Origin of the sequence: Cryocola sp. 340MFSha3.1 (genome assembly GCF_000383315.1) — a bacterium.
Lineage (GTDB): Bacteria > Actinomycetota > Actinomycetes > Actinomycetales > Microbacteriaceae > Leifsonia.
In genome coordinates this window covers 163,640-183,668 of the sequence record NZ_KB911087.1, presented here as the reverse complement: position 1 = coordinate 183,668, position 20,029 = coordinate 163,640, and the positions used below count along the sequence as shown (strand labels likewise).

Below are 20,029 nucleotides of genomic sequence, written 5' to 3'. Positions count from 1 at the left end.
CGGAGGAGGCCGTACATCCCGAGGATGATTCCGGCCGCTGGATGCCCGGCCGCGCACACCCGGACCGTACGGTAGAAGCATGCCCGACCGCCGCAGACTGCTGAGCGCGCTCGCTCCGCACCGCTGGGTGCTGGAGCCTGCGCTGGCCGTCGTGCTATTCGCGGCGTGGCTGGTGACCGGCCTGCCGTACGACCTGGCGGCGGGGCTCGCGCTGGTGTTCTACTGCGCCGCCGTCGCGCTGTCGCGGATCCTCCCCGGTGTCGCGCTGGGGCTCGTCTGGGTCGCCGTGCTGCTGGAGCTGACCGAGCAGGAGTCGCTGGATGGCGCCTTCCGGGTGATCTCGGCGGTCGCCGTGGTCGCCTCGCTGGTCGGCGTCGCCGCGCACGGCGGGCGGGTGCTCCGCTGGCTGGACTTCTCGTCGGCGATCCTGCTCGCCCCGGCCGTCGCCTACCTGTTCACGGTGCGCGGCGACCTGAAGTTCCCGCAGTTCGGCCCGGTCATCGGCGGGTATTACACCAGCCAGGGCATCGGGTTCCTGCTGATGAGCCTGCTGGTCGCGGTCATCTTCGTCGCCGCCTGGCTCCTCGGGTTCCTGGTCGCGAGGCAGCGTGCGGCCAACGTGACCGCCTCGGGCTCCCGCGGGCCGTCCGTCCTGGTCTGGCTGGCGTCCAACGGCGGGATCGAGTCCGGCGAGGACGACCCGTCGCGCCCGGAGCTCGTCAGACGGCTGACCCGGACGCAGCTGACCACCGATGTCGCCGGCGCCATCGCGCTGGCCGTGTTCTCCCTGATCATCGCCGGAGCCGACCGCTCGGCGTTCCTCGTGACCATCGCGTTCGCGGTGGCCGTGGCGCTGCGCCGGATGTCGCCGGCGGTCGCGCTCTCGGTCGCGTGGCTGGCGGCCGTGCTGCAGATGACCACCGGGCACAGCATCCTGGTCAGCAATGTCGCCGTGCTCATCGTGCTGTACGCGACCGCGGCCTACGGCGACCGGATCGTCCGTGCCGCCGGTCTCATCTCGGCCGGGATCGGCGCGCTGGTCGCCGCCCTGTACCTGACGGTGACGGCCGCCGTCGCGCAGGGCTACTACGACCTCCTGTCGAGCGCGATCGCGAGCGTCGCGCTGCAGTTCGCGTTCCTGTTCGTCGTGAGCGTCACGGTGCTCGGCCTCTCGTGGGTGCTCGGCCTGCTCATGCGGACTTGGCGCAACGCCCGCGTCGCTCGCCGCGCCCGCGCGGAGGCGGAACTCGACCGCAACCGGGCGGTCGAGGACGTCGTGGTCGAGCAGGAGCGCACCCGCATCGCGCGCGACATGCACGACGTGGTCGCCCACTCGCTCGCGGTCGTCATCGCCCAGGCGGACGGGGCGCGGTACGCCCGGCGCACCGACCCGGACGCGGTGGATGAGGCGCTCGCGACCATCGCATCCACCGCCCGGTCCGCGCTCGGCGATGTGCGTGTGCTGCTCGCCGAGCTGCGCCAGTCGCATCCCGCCGACGCCGCCCGCGAACCGGGTGCCCACGACGGACCGCAGCCGTCGCTGGCCGACCTCGATCAGACGGTCGAGCACATCCGCTCGGCCGGTCTTCCCGTCGACCTGGAACGGCAGGGGGATGTCACCGCCTTGGGCTCTGCGCAGCAGCTCGCCGCCTTCCGCATCGTGCAGGAGGCTCTGACCAACGCCCTGCGCCACGGCGACACCAGCCGCCCGGCGAGCGTCGTGCTCGCGGAGGCGCCGACCCACCGCGGACCAGGAATCGTCATCACCGTGAGGAACACCATGAGAGACACCGCCCTCGAACCCACCATGACCGGCTCGCTGCCCCGGATCGGCCATGGGCTGCCCGGGATGCGCGAGCGCGCCTCCCTCGCCGGGGGATCGCTCACGGCCGGGCCGCAGGACGGGGAGTTCGTGGTCACGGCCTTCCTCCCGGGGGCGGTCGCGTGAGCGGCGCGACGGTCGAGGCGGCGCCGATCCGGGTGCTGCTCGTCGACGACCAGCCGCTGTTCCGCGCGGGCGTGCGGATGCTGCTCAGCTCGCAGGACGACCTCGAGTTCGCGGGGGAGGCCGGCAATGGGCAGGAGGGTGTGCGCCTGGCTGCGGAGACGCGTCCGGACGTCGTGCTGATGGACATCCGGATGCCCGTGATGGACGGCATCGCCGCCACCAGTGCGATCATCGCCGACGCCGAGCGCGCGGGGCGCACGGCGCCCCGCATCGTGGTGCTGACGACGTTCGACCTGGACGAGGCGGCCGCCCGCGCGATCCGCGGCGGGGCGAGCGGGTTCGTGCTGAAGGATGCGGAGCCCGAGTTCCTGCTCGCCGCCATCCGGACGGTGCACGCGGGCAGCGCGGTCATCGCGGCAGGAGCCACGCGCGAGCTGTTCGAGTACTTCTCGTCCGCACAGCCGGTGCGGCCGGAGCCGCCGGAGTTCGCCTCCCTCACCTCCCGCGAGCGCGAGATCTTCGTTCTCGCCGCGCGCGGGCTGAGCAACGCGGAGATCGCAGGGTCGGAGTTCCTCAGCGAGGCGACCGTGAAGACGCACATCTCGCGCATCCTCGCGAAGCTGGGACTGCGCGACCGCGTGCAGATGGTGGTCTACGCCTTCGAGCACGGCCTGACCGCCGCCGAGTAGCGGGGCCGACGGCGCCGACGGGGCCGACCGGCCGGTGCCATCCCGCGTCATCCTCAGGGAGGACACAGGATAGCCCCACCGCCCGATTCGGGCGCGGGCCCCGCCTCCCTAGCGTTGAGGGTATGGAGCTGACTCTCACAGAAACGGTGGCGCGCGTCGAAGCGGCCACGAAGACCTACGGCACCGGCGCGGGCCGGGTGAACGCGCTGGACGGCGTCACGCTGGGCATCCCGGCGGGCCGGTTCACGGCCGTCATGGGCCCGAGCGGATCGGGCAAGTCGACCCTGATGCACGTCATGGCGGGGCTCGACTCGGTGACCGGGGGTCGCGTGTTCCTCGGCGACACCGAGATCACAGCCATGGGGGATGCGGAGCTCACGCTGCTGCGCCGTCGTCGCATCGGCTTCGTGTTCCAGTCGTTCAACCTGGTACCGACGCTCGACGTGCGCGGCAATATCCTGCTGCCGTTCGAGCTGGACGGCCGCCGGCCGACCCGCGAGCAGAACGAGTGGATCGACCACCTCGTCGACACGCTCGGCCTCGGCGGCCGCCTGACCCACCGCCCGCACGAGCTCTCCGGCGGACAGCAGCAGCGCGCCGCGATCGTGCGTGCGCTCGCCACCCGGCCCGACCTCGTCTTCGCGGACGAGCCGACCGGCAACCTGGATTCCCGCACCGGCCGCGAGGTGCTCGGTGTGCTGCAGGAGGCGGCGCGCACGTTCGGCCAGAGCATCGCCATGGTCACCCACGACCCCGTGGCGGCGAGCTACGCCGACCACATCGTGTTCCTCGCCGACGGGCGGGTCGCCGCCGAGCGGCCTCAGTCGTCGGCCGAGGAGATTTCGTCCTTCATGCTCGGGATGGAGGCGCGCGCGTGAGCCGGCCCTTCTCGGCCTTCCGAGCGAACGCGCGCGACCACCGCGCTGGGATCCTCGTGGCGGCACTGAGCTCGGCCTTCGGTGTCGCCCTTGTCGGAGGGGTGGATGTGATGGCCGCCTTCATCGGCGGATCGTCGATGGGGGAGCGCGCCAGCGTCCAGGTCGCGCTGGGGATCGTCGCCGGCATCTTCTTCGTCGTCGCGGTCTATGTCGGCGCGATCGTCACGACGAACACCTTCGCCACCGTCATCGCCGGGCGAACCCGCACGATCGCCCTGCTGCGGCTGATTGGATCCAGCGCGCGGACACAGCGCCGATCGGTCGCCGGCGAAGGCCTCGCGGTCGGTCTGATCGGGGCCGCGGTCGGGGGAGCCGCTGCCGCCGCGCTCTCGCTCCTCGCGGTGCGGCTCCTGATGATGACGGGCGTCCTCCCGGAGGCGCAGTATCCCGTCCTCAGCGTGCTCATGGTGCCGCCGGCGATCATCGTCGTCCTCACCACCTGGCTCGCCTCGTGGGTGGGCAGCCGACGCGTGCTCACGGTGACGCCGGTGCAGGCGCTCGGTGCTGCGCAGGAGCGCCCCGCCGCCGCGGTGCGGAGCCGCGGCAGGCTGGCGGTCTCGCTCGCTCTGATCCTGTCGGGCGCCGCGCTGCTGGTCCTCGGACTCCTCCTCGGCACGGGTGCGTTCGTGCGGGTCAGCGCGACTCTTGCCCAGTTGTCGTCCTATGGGGTGCTCATCGCACTGCCGGGCGGCATCCTCTCCTTCACGGGGATCGTTCTGGCCGCGCCGTTCTTCCTGCCCGCCGTGCTGCGGGCGGTCGGCCTGCTGTTCGGCCGGGGCGCCGCGGGCCGGCTGGCCGCCGCCAACGCCGTGCGCAATCCCGAGCGCAGCTCCCGTACCGCGATCGGGCTGGTCATCGGGGTCACGCTGATCACGATGTTCGTGGTGGCCGCATCCACGTGGCAGTCGCTGATCCGCGATGCCGAGGCGCGCGAGCCCGGGATGTACGAGGGCGCCGACGGCATCATCGGCGGCACGATGGCCGTGTTCACGGTGCTCGTCGGATTCTCGGCGATGATCGCGGCGTGCGGCGTCGTCAACACACTCTCGCTCAGCGTGCTGCAGCGCGGCCGCGAGCTCGGACTCCTGCGCGCACTGGGCTTCACGGCCGGTCAGGTGCGGAGGATGGTGCTCGCCGAGAGCGCCCAGCTGACCGTCGCCTCTGTGCTGACTGGGCTCGTGCTGGGAACGCTCTACGGCTGGATCGGCGCGCAGTCACTGCTCGGGATGATCCCCGGCGGAGGGATCCTCGCCCCGGTCCTTCCCTGGCCGTTCCTGGCCGCGATCGTCTTGGGTGCCGCCCTTCTCGCCGTCGTCGCCGCACTCGCGCCGACCCGCCGGGCCACGCGCGTCTCGCCTGTCGCCGCCCTCGCCGTGGAGTGACGGACTCTGGATGTTGGCTGAACTCTCACGGAGCTTCAGCTATCGATGAACTGAGCCCGGAATAATGAGGCGTCCGTCGCGTCCCGTCCACCGGGCCGCCCCCGAGAGGATCCATCCCTGAACTGGCTGAACACGCTGAGGATCGACGAGCCGCCGTTCCTCATCACGCTGGATGTCGTGGCCGCGATCCTCGCGCTCTACCTCCTCGTGCGTCCCACCTGGCGCCGGACGCTCGTCGGGCTGATCGCTGCGCTCGTCGGCGGTCTGGTCGGCTGGTTCGTGGTGTGGCTGGTCACCGACGTCTTCGACGTGTTCGGCGTCGCCCTGACGCCGGTGACCACGCTGTGGACCGCCCTCGGGTTCGGCGGGGTCAGCCTCGCGGTGGCGAACCTGTTCCGTTCCCGCTGGTGGCGGAAGGTCGTGGCGATCGTGAGCATCCCGGTGTTCCTCGCGGCGGCGTTCTGCGGCATCAACGCCGACTTCGGCGCCTACCGCAACCTGAACGATGTGCTCGGTGTCGTGCCGTACGGGGCGCTCCAGCTGCACTCGGAGCGCGGCGAGGTCGTGGCCGGCACCGACTGGAAGGCGACGACGACGCCGGTGGTCGCGGGGGAGCTCCCGGCGAAGGGCGAGGTCGGCACCGTCCGCATCCCGGCCACCGAGTCCCGGTTCCCGGCGCGCGAGGCTGTCGTCTACCTCCCGCCGGTCGCGCTGACGGCGAACCCTCCCGCGCTTCCGGTGATGTACGCGCTCTCGGGTCAGCCGGGGGCGCCGGTCGACATGTTCACCGCCGGGGGAGTCGCCACGGCGATGGATGCGTTCGCCGCTCAGCACGACGGCTACGCCCCGATCGTGGTCGCCGCCGACCAGCTGGGCGGCCCCGGACGCAACCCGATGTGTGTCGATTCCCGCGATTACGGCGAGTCGGCGACGTATCTCCTGACGGATGTGCGGAATTGGGTGCGTTCTCACCTGCGAGTGAGCAGCGACCCGGCAGGATGGAGCGTGTTCGGCTACTCGCAGGGGGCGACCTGCGCTGTGCAGTTCGCGAGCGGGCGGCCGGACCTGTTCGGCTCCGCGCTCGCGTCGTCGAGCGAACTCGGGCCGACGTTGGGGGATGAGGAGCTGACCATCAGCACGGGATTCGGCGAGTCCAAGCAGGCGTACGAGAAGGCGCAGCCGGCCGCGATGATGAAGGCGAACGCGCCGTACCGCGATTCGGTGATGGTCCTCGGGGCGGGCGCCGACGACGCGAAGTACTCCGGTTTCGCCCGCACCCTGTACGCCGACGCCGAGCGCGCCGGTATCCACGCCGAGTTGCTCAGCTCGCCCGGCACCGCGCACGACTGGAAGACCGTGCGCTACGTGCTCGCGCATGGCTTCCCGACGATCGCGCGGCAGCTGGGGCTCGGGTCGTGAAGCCGGCCGCTCTCGCGCAGCGGACCGCGCGGCTCATCGCGAGCCACCCGTTCACGACCGGGGTGACGCTGCTCATCCTGGTGCTCGCGCTCATCACGGGGCCGATCCGCGGGCCGCACCGACCGCTCCGCGGATGGCTGGGCGCGGGCGCCGTCCAGCTGCTGGACGGGCACTGGTGGTCGCCGTTCACGGCCGTGCTCTTCACCGACGATCTGCTCGAACTGATCGTCGTCCTGGTCCTCACCGTCGCGCTGGTGGGCACCTCCGAGCGCCTGATGGGCACCTGGCGCACGGCGCTGGCGTTCTTCGGCACGGCCGTCGTCGGCATCGTCGTGGGCGCTGTCATCCAGGTGGCGGCGAACGACATCGGCGAGCTGTGGGCGCGCAATGTCCATGGGCTGCTCGTGCTCGACGCATTCACGGCGATCGGCGGCACGATCATGACGGCGAGCGCCTTCGCCGGAACGCTCTGGCGGCGCCGCATCCGCGTGATCACGCTGCTCGTCGCGATCATGTACCTGCTGTACTCGGGTCTGCCGTCCGATTTCTACCGGCTGCTCGCCGTGCTGACCGGGCTGGCGCTCGGCCCGCTGCTGCGGCAGGCGAAGGTGTCGGGCGGATGGCTGCGCAGTTCGCATCACGAGGTCCGGGTGCTGCTCGCCTCGGCGCTGACGATCACCGCCGTCGGGCCTGTCATCGGGCTCCTCGGGTCGACGCGCTACGGCCTGCTCTCTCCGGTCGGCCTGCTGTTCAGCAACGAGGCGCCCAGCGCGACCTCGGTCATCCAGCGCTGCCAGGCGTTCGCCGTGACGCGGAACTGTTTCCGCGAGCTGACGCTGGAACGGATCAACGGGCTCGGGCCGGTGCTGCTGTCGGTCCTCCCGCTTCTCCTCCTGCTGGTCGCGGCGTACGGCCTCCTGCGCGGGCGGCGGTTCGCGGTGTGGCTGGCGGTGGCCGTGAACGGACTGCTTGCGCTGCTGTCGGCGCTGTACTACGGCATCCTGCCAATCGCATCCGCCCGTCCGTCGGTCTCCCCGCGGTACTGGGAGGTGACGTTCATCCTCGCGCTGTCGACGCTCGTGCCGCTCGCGATGGCGATACTGCTCGTCGTGTTCCGGCGCCACTTCACCGTGATGCCGTCCGCCAAGGCGGTTCGGAGGTATGTCTTCCTGGTGCTCGGGACCGGGGTCGGACTGGTCGCGGTCTACGTGCTCGTCGGCTGGCTGCAGCGCGACACGGGCTTCACGCGCCCGATCGACATCAGTGACCTGTTCGCGGATGTGCTCGAGCGGTTCGTGCCGGTCAGCTTCCTGCGGCGCGAGCCCCTGCAGTACCTCCCGACGACGCCGCTGGCGACGATCGTCTACCACAACATCGGAACGGTGTTCTGGCTCGTCGCGATCATCGGGGCCATCCCGCCGATGCTCGGTCGCGGACTCCGGCGGCGAGGCACCACGGAGGATGCGCACGTGCGCGAACTGCTGCACCGCGGCGGCGGCGACGCGATCTCCTTCATGGCGACCTGGCCCGGCAACTCGTACTGGTTCGACCCGATCGGCGGCGGTGCGATCGCGTATCGCGTCGAGGGGCGGGTCGCGCTGACCACCGGCGGTCCGTTCGGTGCGCTCGGTCCGCACGACGGCGCCATCCAGGGATTCGCCCGGTTCTGCGACGACAACGGCTGGATCCCGGTGTTCTACAGCGTGGAGGCTCGCTACACGTCGCTGTTCGAGCGTCTCGGCTGGTCGACCATGACCGTCGCGGAGGAGACCGTCATCCGTCCGCAGCTGTGGGCGACGACGGGCAAGAAGTGGCAGGACGTCCGCTCGTCCATCAACCGTGCGCAGCGCGCCGGCATCCGCTCGGAGTGGACGACGTATGCGGCCCTCCCGCTCACCTCGGCGGTCCAGCTCTCGGACATCTCGGAGCAGTGGGTCGCCGAGAAGGACCTGCCCGAGATGGGGTTCACGCTCGGCGGGCTCGACGAACTCCGCGACCCAGAGGTGCGCCTGATGCTGGCCGTGGACGAGGACGGCCGGATCGAGGCCGTCACGAGCTGGCTGCCCACCTACCGCGCCGGGATCGTCGTCGGCTGGACGCTCGACTTCATGCGTCGGCGGCCCGACAGCATCAACGGTGTGATGGAGTTCCTCATCGCCGAGGCCGCGACGCGGATGAAGGACGACGGCATCGAGTTCATGTCGCTCTCCGCCGCGCCTCTCGCCCACACGGCGGCGGCCCAGGAGGGCGGCAAGGACACCATGGACCGGCTGCTCGGCTACCTCAGTTCGTCGCTCGAGCCCGTGTACGGCTTCCGCTCGCTGCTCAAGTTCAAGCAGAAGTTCCAGCCGGAGCTGCACCCGCTGATCATGGCCTACCCGGACCCCGTCGCCCTGCCCGCGATCGGCATCGCGCTGGTCCGCGCGTACCTGCCGGGGTTGTCCATGCGGCAGGCGGCGACGTTCGTGCGGGGGCGCGGCTGACGCCGAGGTGGTACTCTCGGTCCTGTGTACGGTCTGCTCCTCCTTAGCTGCCGCGACGAGTCCTAGTTCCGGGCCTCACTCGTCGCGGAGTTCGTCGTCGGCTCTCCACACCACACGAGCAGAGAATTCCTGAAGACCATGAAGAACACACAGGCGCCGAGCGCCATGCCGATCCACCGTTACCGGCCGTTCCACGAGCAGATCCGCGTCGACCTGCCGGACCGGACTTGGCCGTCCAAGCACATCACCCAGGCGCCCCGCTGGTGCGCCGTCGATCTGCGTGACGGCAACCAGGCCCTCATCGACCCGATGAGCCCCGAGCGCAAGCGCATCATGTTCGACCTGCTGGTGCGGCTCGGCTACAAGGAGATCGAGGTCGGCTTCCCGTCCGCGAGCCAGACCGACTTCGATTTCGTGCGCAGCCTGATCGAAGAGGGCGCCATCCCGGACGACGTCACAATCCAGGTGCTGACCCAGTCGCGCGAGCACCTGATCAAGCGCACGTACGAGTCGCTGGTCGGCGCCAAGCAGGCGATCGTGCACCTCTACAACTCGACCAGCATCCTGCAGCGGGACGTCGTGTTCCGCACCGACCAGCAGGGCATCGTCGACATCGCGCTGAACGGTGCGCGGCTGTGCCGGAAGTTCGAAGAGCTCGTGCCCGGCACCACGATCTACTACGAGTACTCGCCCGAAAGCTACACGGGCACCGAGCTGGAGTTCGCCGCCGACATCTGCAACCAGGTGCTCGAGGTGTTCGAGCCGACGCCGGAGCGGAAGGTCATCATCAACCTGCCCGCGACGGTCGAGATGGCCACGCCCAACGTCTACGCCGACTCCATCGAGTGGATGTCGCGGCACCTGAACCACCGCGAGAACGTCATCCTGTCGCTGCACCCGCACAACGACCGCGGGACCGCGGTCGCCGCCGCCGAGCTCGGGTACATGGCCGGAGCGGACCGCATCGAGGGCTGCCTGTTCGGCAACGGCGAGCGCACCGGCAACGTCGACCTGGTCACGCTGGGCGTCAACCTGTTCACGCAGGGCATCGACCCCCAGATCGACTTCAGCGACATCGACCAGATCAAGCGCACCGTCGAGCACTGCAACCAGCTCCCCGTCGGCGAGCGCAGCCCGTGGGGCGGCGACCTGGTGTTCACGGCCTTCAGCGGCTCCCATCAGGACGCCATCAAGAAGGGCTTCGAGGCCATGGAGGCCGAGGCCGAGCGCACCGGTGTCCCGGTCGACGACCTGGTCTGGGCGGTCCCGTACCTGCCCGTCGACCCGAAGGACCTGGGCCGCAGCTACGAGGCGGTCATCCGCGTCAACTCGCAGTCGGGCAAGGGCGGCGTCGCGTACCTGCTGAAGACCGACCACTCGCTCGACCTGCCGCGCAAGCTGCAGATCGAGTTCTCCGGGGTCGTTCAGGCCAAGACCGACGCCGAGGGCGGCGAGGTCACCAGCGACCAGATCTGGGCCGTCTTCCAGGACGAGTACCTGCCGGCTCCCGCCTCCGACCCGGACGCCAAGTGGGGCCGCTTCGAGCTGGGGAGCACCACCACGTCCAACGAGACGGGCGAGCACGTCGTGCTCACGGTGACGCTGCGCGACGGGGACACCGTCTCGAAGGCCACCGGTGAGGGCAACGGTCCGATCGCGGCGTTCTTCGACATCCTGCACCAGCACGGGGTGGACGCCCACCTCTACGACTACTCGCAGCACACGCTGTCGGCGAGCGAGTCCGCTCTCGCCGCGGCGTACGTCGAGGTGGATGTGGACGGCCAGCGCCGCTGGGGCGTCGGCATCGACGCGGACACCACCACGGCGTCGTTCAAGGCGGTCGTGTCGGCGGTGAACCGGGCCGTGCGCTCGGCTGCCGGCCAGTCGGCGCAGGAGCTCGTCTCGGCCTGACGTAGCGCGCTTGCGGAGCCCGACATTCGTGCCGAATTTCGGGCTTCGCTGCGTGTGGGGGCGCGAGATTTGCGCCAAATCTCGCGAAAGCGGCCGCCATTCCCGAGATTTGCGCCAAATGTGCGGCTCCGCTGCGTCTCGGGGGCGGCGTGATTCGTGCCGAATGTGCGGTATCTCCGCGGCTTTCCGCACATTCGGCACGAATGTGCGCGGGGTTACTCGGGCTTGTCGATGCGGTAGCGCGGGATCGCGCCGGTGTCGGTGCGCTCGGCCGTGCGGGCGGCGCTGGGCGCGCGCGTGAAGCGGGGCCAGCGCGGACGGGGGATGCGGCCCAGCTCCCGCTGCTCCGGCAGGCTCCACCCGAAGCGCACGGCGAGGAGCCGGATGACGAGGGTCACGACGACGCAGACGACCGCCGCGACCGTCAACGGCACACCGAAGTCGAGCATGACGACGAGGACGATCGTGCCCGCGCCCGCCGCGACCGCGTAGAGCGAGCCGACGTGCATGAGCGCGATGGGCAGGTTCAGCAGCACGTCCCGCAGGATCGACCCGCCGACTGCGGCCACCACGCCGACGAACACCGCGGGAACCTCCGGCAGCCCGAGCGCGAGCGCCTTGCTCGCTCCGATCGCGCCGAACAGCCCGATCGTCAACGCGTCGAGGAAGGTGATGACCGGGTCGAGACGGCGGAACAGCCGGATCAGCAGCATCCCGAGCAGTGCGGCGACGACGGTGATCGGCAGGTACCAGTTCGACTGCAGGGCGACAGGCGTGACGTTGAGCAGGAGGTCGCGGAGGAGTCCGCCGCCGACACCCGTGGCGACGCCGATGATCGCGACGCCGAGCAGGTCGAGCCGCCGGTCGCGGAATCCGGACGCGAACATGGCGCCCTGGAGGCTGCCGACGCCCACAGCGATGAGGTCGCCCCACAGCGGGATCGACAGGGCGCCGATGTCGACGGGGGTCGTGCTCACCCCCCATGTGTATCACGCGCGCGCGGTGGAGCTGGGAAGCAGCGCGAAGCGATGCCGCGACCCCAGCGCCGCGCGGTGGAGCTCAGGGCAGCGCGGAGCGATGCCGCGACCCCAGCGCCGAGGGAGCCTGCGACCGAGGTCAGAGCCTGCGACCGAGGTAACAGTAAGTGCCGCACCCCGCATCCGCCGCACTGTCAGCCGGGCGCGCGATACTGGAGTGTGCCTGTCTACCGTGATGAAGCCGTCGTGCTCCGAACCCACAAGCTGGGCGAGGCCGACCGGATCGTCACCATGCTGAGCAGGCAGCACGGCAAGATCCGTGCGGTGGCGAAGGGTGTGCGGCGGACGGCCTCCCGGTTCGGGTCGCGGCTCGAGCCGTTCATGGTCGCCGACGTCCAGCTCTACGAGGGGCGCAGCCTCGACGTGATCACGCAGGCCGAGACTCTCGGCGCATACGGCGCCCTCATCGCCGATGACTACGCTAGCTACACCGCGGCCAACGCGATGGTCGAGGCGGCCGACCGGTTGACGGATGCCGAACCGTCCATCCAGCAGTACCTCTTGCTCGTCGGGGCGCTGCGCTCCCTGTCGCGGCGCGAGCACGGGGCCGGCCTGACGCTCGACTCGTACCTGCTCCGTGCGCTGTCGCTGGCGGGATGGGCGCCCAGCTTCCAGGACTGCTCGCGGTGCGGCGCACCGGGCCCGCACACCTCCGTCGTCGTCCAGCTCGGCGGCGTCGTCTGCGCGGACTGCGCACCGCAGGGCGCCCCGAAGGTCGACGCCGACACGATCGCCCTGCTCGGGGCGCTGCTGTCCGGCGACTGGGAGGCCGCCGAGGCCGCACCCGACGGCACGCGGAACCGCGCGAACGGCGTGGTGGCGGCGTACACGCAGTGGCATCTTGAGCGCGGGCTGCGCTCGCTCCAGCACGTTCAGCACGACCAGAAGGCGAGTGGATGAGTCCGAAGCCCTACACGCACAAGGATGCGGTCGAGTACCGCCCGCTCGACTGGACCGGCGTGTATCCGCCCGCGTTCCCGGCGGGGAGCGTTCCGTCGCACGTGGCGATCGTCATGGACGGCAACGGCCGGTGGGCGAACCGCCGGGGCCTGACCCGCATCGAGGGTCATCGGGCGGGGGAGGCCGCCCTGCTTGACGTGGTGGCGGGGGCCATCCAGGCGGGGGTCAAGCACCTGAGCGTCTACGCGTTCTCGACCGAGAACTGGAAGCGGTCGCCCGACGAGGTGCGGTTCCTGATGGGGTTCAACCGGGACGTCCTGCACCGGCGCCGCGACCAGCTCAACGAGTGGGGCGTGCGGGTGCGCTGGGCGGGCCGGAAGCCGCGCCTGTGGTCGTCGGTCATCAAGGAGCTGCAGTACGCCGAGCAGCTCACGGCCGGGAACGACGTGCTGACGCTGACGATGTGCGTCAACTACGGGGGACGGACGGAGATCGCCGACGCCGTGCGGTCGATCGCCGACGACGTCGCTGCGGGCCGGCTGCGGCCGTCCGCGGTGAGCGAGAAGACCATCCAGCGCCACCTCTATCTGCCGGACATGCCGGACGTCGACCTGTTCGTGCGGAGCTCGGGGGAGCAGCGCACGAGCAACTTCCTGCTGTGGCAGAGCGCGTACGCCGAGATGGTGTTCCTCGACACGCTGTGGCCGGACTTCAGCCGCACCGACCTGTGGGATGCGGTGGAGCTGTACCTGCGGCGCAACCGCCGGTTCGGCGGTGCGGTGGACGCGCCGACGGCCGAGACGGCATCCACCTCGGAATAGACCGCGGCGTGCCTCGCGTTGCCTCTGAGGTGAGCGAACCCATCAAGATCGACATCTGGTCCGACATCGCGTGCCCGTGGTGCTACATCGGAAAGAGGAAGTTCGAGGCCGGCAGCGGACTGTTCGCCGGCGCGGGCGACGGACGCGGGGTCGAGGTCGAGTACCACTCCTTCGAACTGTCCCCGGACACCCCCGTCGACTTCGACGGCAGCGAGATCGACTTCCTGGCCGGCCACAAGGGCCTTCCGGCCGAGCAGGTGCAGCAGATGCTGGAGCGCGTGACCGGGATCGCCTCGTCCGTCGGGCTCGACTACGACTTCGACAACCTCAAGCACACCAACACCGTCAAGGCGCACGAGCTCCTGCACTTCGCGAAGGCGAACGGCAAGCAGCTGGAGCTGGCCGAGCGCCTGTTCCGCGCCTACTTCATCGAGGGCCGTCACGTCGGCCGGGTCGAGGACCTCGCCGACCTGGCCGCAGAGGTGGGCCTTGACCGGGATGCGGCGCTCCAGGCGCTCGAATCGGAGCAGTACCTTCAGGATGTGCGCGCCGACCAGGCGACGGCCGGAGAGTACGGCATCAACGGCGTCCCGTTCTTCGTCATCGACGGCAAGTACGGCGTCTCGGGGGCGCAGGACGCACAGACGTTCGCCCAGGTGCTGGAGCAGGTCTGGTCGGAGCGCGCGGCGGTGACCGCGTGACCGGCGCGGAGCCTGGCGTCGCGGCCGACGCGACTCCCGCGCCCGTCGTGCCGCTCGTCCAGCTCGGCGCCGCCGGCGCCGTCTGCGACGGCGACACCTGCACCTTCCCGTGATCCGTGGGTCGCAACACGCCGTTTCACCACCCGGGTAACGGCGTGTTGCGACCCACAGTCGCCAGCGCGAGACGGATTCGCGTGACGGCCTCGGTGGCACCGGCGGTCAGGTGTGAGCGGTTCACCCGGACGATCCGCCACCCGCCGGCCTCGATCCGCCAGAGCCGGTCCACGTCGAGGTGGAACTGTCGCGCGTTCGTGCGGTGATGATCGCCGTCGTACTCGATCGCGATACGGCGGTCCGGATACGCCAGGTCCAGGTGGGCCGCGTGCTCACCGAGATCGACACGGTAGTTGACGTGCGGCTCGGGCAACCCACCTCGGACGATCGCCAACCGAAGCACTGTCTCCATCGGTGAGTCGGTTCGAGCCCGGACCGCCTCGAGCGCTGTGCGGAGTCGAGGGATGCCCGGCCGCCCCACAGCTGCGTCCACCGTCTCGCGCAGTTCCGCTGCGGTCGTGAACGGGTCGGTCCGCCGGAGCAGCGCATCACCGAGTTGGACGAGGGAGTCGTGGTCGAGCATCGGTGCCAGCTCGCAGAGCACTTCGACAGGTGGAGGAACGGGCAGACCGGCCAAGTCGCGCACCGCATCCGGCTCAAGGGTGACGCGGTGGCGGACGATCCCCGCCGCGCGCGGCGCTCGACGAGGCCGCGCGGCCGCGACATGGACGACGCCGCACAACGCCTTCGGAAGTGGGAGGCCATAGAGCTCGGCCGCGGTCGTGTGGCTGAAGAACATCCCGTGCGGCATCACGGTGGCGTACGCGCGGCAGCGCTCTTCGAGGGTGACCGGCTCGGTCCCCGGTTGCCGCATCCCGTGAAAGGGCGCGGAGAGATCCCGTCGCCCCAGTCGCGTGGCTCCCACCCCCTCCCGACGCGCGGACGCCGTCGAGAACGGCCCGGATCGGACCGGGGCGGGGAGCTCTGCTGGGTGACGCATGCCCAACACCCTGCCCGACCGCGCCTTCCCGCTGGGTGTTTATCCACAGGCCACACATGTGTGGGTCGCAACACGCCGTTATGCGGAGGGCATAACGGCGTGTTGCGACCCACAGGCGCGCTACTCGGGGTCGGTGATGTCGGCGACGGTCGCGTCGAAGGCCGTGATGAGGGCGTCCGCGTCGACGAAGAGGGAGTAGCCGTGCTCGCCGGCGCCCATCGACACGCGACGGCCCGGGATGGTGGCGTCGGCGACGACCGGCCACGCGGTGGTGCTGCCGAACGGCGTGATGGTGCCGCGCTCGTAGCCGGTGGCGGCGAACGCGACCGACGCATCCGGGAGCTGCAGCTTGTTCACCTGCAGCACCGAGCGCAGCTTCGGCCAGGCGATCTTGCGGCCGCCGGGCACGAGGGCGAACACGAACGTGTCATCGCTCCGCTTCACCACGAGCGTCTTGACGATGTCGCCGGGCTGGATGCCGAGCAGCTCGGCGGCCTCCTCGAGGCTCCGCGCGGCGGGACGCTCCACGATGTCGACCTCGATGCCGCGGGCGTGCGCGTCGGCGGCGACGCGCTCCCGACCGGTGCTCACAGGTGCGCCAACAGGGGAGTTGTCCACGGATTCCGGGCTCTCGGCCATAGCTCAGCACGCTTTCTGGGAGAATCGAGTGAGATGTCTACCACTGCCACCCTAAGCCACGCGCCTCAGCTGACCATCGGTCCGCTGGGGCTCGACGTGCCGGTCGTCCTCGCACCGATGGCCGGGATCACCAACACGGCGTTCCGTCGGCTCTGCCGTGAGTTCGGAGCCGGTCTCTACGTCAGCGAGATGATCACGTCCCGCGCCCTCGTCGAGCGCACTCCGGAGTCGCTGCGCCTCATCACGCACCACGAGTCGGAGATGCCGCGGTCCATCCAGCTCTACGGGGTCGACCCCGTCACCGTGCGCGAGGCCGTGACGATGCTCGTCGCCGAAGACCGCGCCGACCACATCGACCTCAACTTCGGATGCCCGGTGCCGAAGGTCACCCGCAAGGGCGGGGGAGCGGCGCTTCCCTGGAAGCTCGGGCTGTTCCGCGAGATCGTCGAAGGCGCTGTGCAGGCGGCCGGCGACATCCCGCTCACGATCAAGATGCGCAAGGGCATCGACGGCGACCACCTGACCTACCTCGAGGCCGGCCGCATCGCCGAGGGCGCCGGCGTCGCCTCGATGGCCCTGCACGCGCGCACGGCGGCGGAGTTCTACTCGGGTCACGCCGACTGGTCCGCCATCGCCAAGCTGAAGGAGACGGTGACTTCGACTCCCGTGCTCGGCAACGGCGACATCTGGTCGGCCGCCGACGCGATCCGGATGGTGGAGGAGACCGGGTGCGACGGCGTCGTGGTCGGCCGCGGCTGCCTCGGGCGTCCCTGGCTGTTCGGCGACCTGGCCGCCGCCTTCCGCGCGCGGGCGGGCGAGATCTCGGCAGCAGAGGCGGAGGCCGCCCAGGCGCATCCGACGCTCGGGCAGGTGGCGCAGACGTTCCGCCGCCACGCGGAGCTGCTGGTCGAGTTCTTCGACAGCGAGGAGCGCGGTTGCCGCGACATCCGCAAGCACGTGGCCTGGTACTTCAAGGGCTATCCGGTCGGCGGCGACCTGCGGGCGAGTCTCGCGACCGTCGACACGCTCGAGCACCTCGACGAGCTGCTCGCCACGCTCGACCCCGACCAGGAGTACCCGGGCGAGGCGGCAGAGGGTCAGCGCGGTCGTGCAGGCTCCCCGAAGCGGCCGGCGCTGCCGGACGGCTGGCTCGAGAGCCGGGACCTCGACGGCGTGCAGCGCGCCGAGGTCGCCGATGCGGAGGTGCACAACAGTGGTGGATGACATCGCAGCGACCACGAGCACGGGTGCCGGTGCGGTGCAGACGGCCGAGGCGTCCGCCGAGCGCGGGTACTCCGAGCACGACCGGGAGCGCTGGCTCCCCGAGCAGCACTCGAACCGGCGCAGCGACTTCGCCCGCGACCGGGCACGGCTGCTGCACTCCAGTGCGCTCCGCCGTCTCGCGGCGAAGACGCAGGTGCTCAGCCCCACTGCGGGGCTCGACTTCGCACGCAACCGACTGACGCACTCGCTGGAGGTCGCCCAGGTCGGCCGCGAGCTGGCCAACAGCCTCGGACTCGACCCGGACATCGTCGACACCGCCTGCCTCGCACACGACATCGGGCATCCACCGTTCGGCCACAACGGCGAGCGGGCCCTCAACACCTGGGCCGACGACATCGGCGGCTTCGAGGGCAACGCGCAGACACTGCGGTTGCTGAGCCGCCTCGAACCGAAGGTGTTCGGCCGCGACGGCCGGCCGTACGGGCTCAACCTCACCCGCGCCAGCCTCGACGCGAGCTGCAAGTACCCGTGGCCTGCGGCCTCGTCGGTGGCAGACCCGAGCGGGCGGGCGAAGTTCGGCTTCTACGCCGACGACCGCGCCGTGTTCGAGTGGATGCGCCAGGGCGCCCCGGAGCGCCAGCGCTGCATCGAGGCGCAGGTCATGGACCTCTCCGACGACATCGCATACTCCGTCCACGACTTCGAGGACGCCGTGGTGAACGGCTACATCGACGTCGCGGCCCTCGGAAGCCGGGTCGACCACGAAGACCTCGTCGAGTCCATGCACGAGTGGATCGGCGGCGAAGTCAGCCACCAAGAGCTCATCGAGGCGTTCGACCGGCTCGACAGCATGGACATCTGGCTCGACGGGTGGGACGGCTCGCGCCGGTCCCAGGCGCGCCTGAAGAACCTCACGAGCCAGCTGATCGGGCGCTTCGCACACGCGGCCGTCCACGCCACGAAGGAGGCCGCGGGACGGGTGGACCTCATCCGCTTCGGCGCCGACGTGGTCGTGCCGGCCGGGATCCAGGCCGAGATCGCTGTGCTGAAGGGCATCGTCGCCACGTTCGTCATGTCACGGAACACACGGCAGCCGATCTACGCCCAGCAGCGGCAGATCCTGACGACGCTGGCCGACCTGCTCTACCAGCGCGGTCCGGCCGAGCTCGACCCGGGATTCGCGGAAGACTGGCGCGCGGCCGCGACGGACGATGCGCGGAGACGCGTCGTCGTCGATCAGGTCGCCAGCCTGACCGATCAGTCCGCGCTCAGCTGGTACGAGCGTCTCGTGCAGCACTGAGCACGGAAAGGTCGGGGGCTTCGGCGCAGAACCGCTGTGAAGCACCGCATGCTCCGCGCGCCGGGGTTGTATACCGCGGCGCAGTGCAGAATGCTGGGAGTCAGGCTTCGGGAGGAGACGAATGAGCACCGCACTACCACCGTCCGACGGCGACCGCCCCGCAGAGGGGGAGTCGACGGAGACGGCCGGCGCCCCACCGGAGGGGACCGGAGCCGCCACGCCGGCGGCGGGCGGCGGTGCGACCGCGGGCTCAGGCACGACCCGGACCCCGCGAACGACCGGCTCCTCGACGACCCGAACGGCCAAGACGACTGCCGCCAAGACGACAGGTGCCTCGACGACAGGCGCCAAGACGACCTCGTCGTCCACCGCGGGCACGCCCGCAGCGCGGACGACGAAGCCGCGGGCGACGAGGAGCACCACTGCGCAGACCTCTGAGACGGATCAGGCGACCGAAACCGCCGCCCCGACCGGCGAGACGTCTGCGTCTGCGTCTGGGGCTGCGCGAAAGCCCGCCGCCAAGAAGGCCACGACGCCTCGGACTCGCCGGACGACCGCGAAGACCACCCCGATCGCACCGGAGGGGGAAGCGCCCGACATCATGGATGCGACCCTCGGCGCCCGCGAGCCGCTCGCGCCCAGCGGCGGGTCGAGCCGGGGCCGCAGTGCGTCGGCCCGTGACACGTCCACCTCGCCCGCCGAGCCCCTGATCGAGGAGAGCACGGGAACCGCCGAGACGTCCGACGACACCGGCGTCGCAGCGACCAAGCGTCTCCCGACGGCCAAGGAGCTCTACGCCGCACCCGCGTCCACCGACGCCGGTGCGGCCGCCGTAGCGGCTGACGTCGCATCCACAGACACGACACCTCCTGTCGCCGCGGCTCCCGTCGGTGCAGCTGCCGCCGCGCCCGCAGACACTCCGACCGAGCGGCTCGCTGCCGACACGACCGACACCGACCAGGAGGCCGCTGTGGACTCGACGACGGCGCGCGAGACGGGCGACCAGCCCACCGACGCCACCGAACCGCCCACCACCGCTGCACCCGAGGCAACCGCTCCGGATGCGACCCGGGGCGCACCCGCCGCCACCGGCCCGACCGCCGGCACCGGCGCGACACCCGCCGCCGGCGCGACCACCGGCGCCGGCGCGACCACCGGCCCCGGCGCACAGGCCGCTCACGGCCGCACGGTCGGCGACCTCGCCGACCGCCTGGACGACTCGCGGTTCTTCTCCTCCCTGTTCGACTTCACGTTCACGAACTACGTCACGCGCAAGCTCGCCGGTCCCGTATACGTCGTCGGGCTTGTCCTGATCGCGCTCGGCATCATCGTCGGCTTCGCCAACTCGCTCACCTCGGCGATCGCGACGCACGCGCCGATCGGTGCGTTCGTGTTCCTGTTCGGCGTCCTCATCACCCTTGTCGGGGCGATGTTGAGCGTGCTCCTGCTGCGCGTCGGCATCGAGGTGTTCTGCGCCATCATCGAGATCGCCCAGAACACGCGCCGCCGCCGTCCGCCGGGGGAGTGACCGCGGCCGGCGGGCCCTCCGGGTTTCGCCGTTCGGGCCGGAGCGTCGGTCCGGC

Annotated in this window: 16 protein-coding genes; 13 read left to right on the top strand and 3 right to left on the bottom strand. The window is 70.7% G+C overall.

All coding sequences use genetic code 11. The annotated features are described in order from the left end of the window. Window positions 1-79: 79 nt before the first annotated feature. The 7 genes from H284_RS0100925 (at window position 80) to leuA (ending at window position 10,770) form a co-directional block, all read left to right on the top strand. Window positions 80-1,948 carry a sensor histidine kinase gene (locus H284_RS0100925; protein WP_020074830.1) on the top strand — a complete coding sequence of 623 codons (1,869 nt, stop codon included), beginning with the start codon at window positions 80-82 and terminating at the stop codon, window positions 1,946-1,948. Further along, on the top strand, window positions 1,945-2,637 hold the full coding sequence (locus H284_RS0100920; RefSeq protein WP_018190918.1) for a response regulator: 693 nt from the start codon (window positions 1,945-1,947) through the stop codon (window positions 2,635-2,637). The genes H284_RS0100925 and H284_RS0100920 overlap by 4 nt, the downstream gene beginning before the upstream one ends. A 122-nt stretch (window positions 2,638-2,759) precedes the next feature. Further along, entirely contained in the window at window positions 2,760-3,515 is a 756-nt protein-coding gene (locus H284_RS0100915) for an ABC transporter ATP-binding protein (RefSeq protein ID WP_029042766.1), read from the top strand. Then, entirely contained in the window at window positions 3,512-4,957 is a 1,446-nt protein-coding gene (locus tag H284_RS0100910; RefSeq protein WP_020074828.1) for an ABC transporter permease, read from the top strand. The genes H284_RS0100915 and H284_RS0100910 overlap by 4 nt, the downstream gene beginning before the upstream one ends. Window positions 4,958-5,134: 177 nt before the next feature. Continuing rightward, window positions 5,135-6,376 carry an alpha/beta hydrolase gene (locus H284_RS0100905; protein ID WP_020074827.1) on the top strand — a complete coding sequence of 414 codons (1,242 nt, stop codon included), beginning with the start codon at window positions 5,135-5,137 and terminating at the stop codon, window positions 6,374-6,376. Continuing rightward, the gene (locus tag H284_RS0100900) at window positions 6,373-8,859 is read left to right on the top strand and encodes a bifunctional lysylphosphatidylglycerol flippase/synthetase MprF (protein ID WP_020074826.1); all 2,487 of its coding nucleotides are present in this window, start codon (window positions 6,373-6,375) and stop codon (window positions 8,857-8,859) included. Before H284_RS0100905 ends, H284_RS0100900 begins: the two co-directional genes overlap by 4 nt. A gap of 138 nt (window positions 8,860-8,997) precedes the next feature. Beyond that, a complete protein-coding gene (gene leuA, locus H284_RS0100895) occupies window positions 8,998-10,770 on the top strand; it encodes a 2-isopropylmalate synthase (protein ID WP_020074825.1) in 1,773 nt (590 codons plus the stop codon). A gap of 215 nt (window positions 10,771-10,985) precedes the next feature. On the opposite strand, the gene H284_RS0100890 is transcribed toward leuA, so the two are convergent. Next, window positions 10,986-11,747: a trimeric intracellular cation channel family protein gene (locus H284_RS0100890; RefSeq protein ID WP_018190924.1), complete on the bottom strand. Its 762-nt coding sequence runs from the start codon at window positions 11,745-11,747 to the stop codon at window positions 10,986-10,988. A gap of 219 nt (window positions 11,748-11,966) precedes the next feature. On the opposite strand from H284_RS0100890, the gene recO reads away from it, so the two are divergent. Genes recO through H284_RS0100875 form a run of 3 tightly spaced genes read left to right on the top strand, consistent with a single transcriptional unit; the run spans window position 11,967 to window position 14,229 of the window. After that, a complete protein-coding gene (gene recO, locus H284_RS0100885; RefSeq protein ID WP_020074824.1) occupies window positions 11,967-12,707 on the top strand; it encodes a DNA repair protein RecO in 741 nt (246 codons plus the stop codon). Next, window positions 12,704-13,528, top strand: coding sequence for an isoprenyl transferase (locus H284_RS0100880; protein WP_020074823.1), 825 nt, complete (start codon window positions 12,704-12,706; stop codon window positions 13,526-13,528). Before recO ends, H284_RS0100880 begins: the two co-directional genes overlap by 4 nt. A 29-nt stretch (window positions 13,529-13,557) precedes the next feature. Then, a complete protein-coding gene (locus H284_RS0100875) occupies window positions 13,558-14,229 on the top strand; it encodes a DsbA family oxidoreductase (protein ID WP_018190927.1) in 672 nt (223 codons plus the stop codon). 136 nt (window positions 14,230-14,365) lie between these two features. Here H284_RS0100875 and H284_RS0100865 read toward each other — a convergent pair whose 3' ends face one another. Further along, the gene (locus H284_RS0100865) at window positions 14,366-15,157 is read right to left on the bottom strand and encodes an endonuclease domain-containing protein (RefSeq protein ID WP_020074821.1); all 792 of its coding nucleotides are present in this window, start codon (window positions 15,155-15,157) and stop codon (window positions 14,366-14,368) included. A gap of 246 nt (window positions 15,158-15,403) precedes the next feature. After that, window positions 15,404-15,922: an aminoacyl-tRNA deacylase gene (locus H284_RS0100860; RefSeq protein WP_051092443.1), complete on the bottom strand. Its 519-nt coding sequence runs from the start codon at window positions 15,920-15,922 to the stop codon at window positions 15,404-15,406. A gap of 33 nt (window positions 15,923-15,955) precedes the next feature. On the opposite strand from H284_RS0100860, the gene dusB reads away from it, so the two are divergent. From dusB to H284_RS20465, 3 genes are all read left to right on the top strand, one after another. Then, window positions 15,956-17,146: a tRNA dihydrouridine synthase DusB gene (dusB, locus tag H284_RS0100855; protein WP_020074819.1), complete on the top strand. Its 1,191-nt coding sequence runs from the start codon at window positions 15,956-15,958 to the stop codon at window positions 17,144-17,146. Then, a complete protein-coding gene (locus tag H284_RS0100850) occupies window positions 17,136-18,446 on the top strand; it encodes a deoxyguanosinetriphosphate triphosphohydrolase (RefSeq protein ID WP_018190932.1) in 1,311 nt (436 codons plus the stop codon). The genes dusB and H284_RS0100850 overlap by 11 nt, the downstream gene beginning before the upstream one ends. A 121-nt stretch (window positions 18,447-18,567) precedes the next feature. Next, window positions 18,568-19,974, top strand: coding sequence for a DUF4282 domain-containing protein (locus H284_RS20465; protein WP_155885432.1), 1,407 nt, complete (start codon window positions 18,568-18,570; stop codon window positions 19,972-19,974). The last annotated feature ends 55 nt before the right edge of the window (window positions 19,975-20,029 follow it).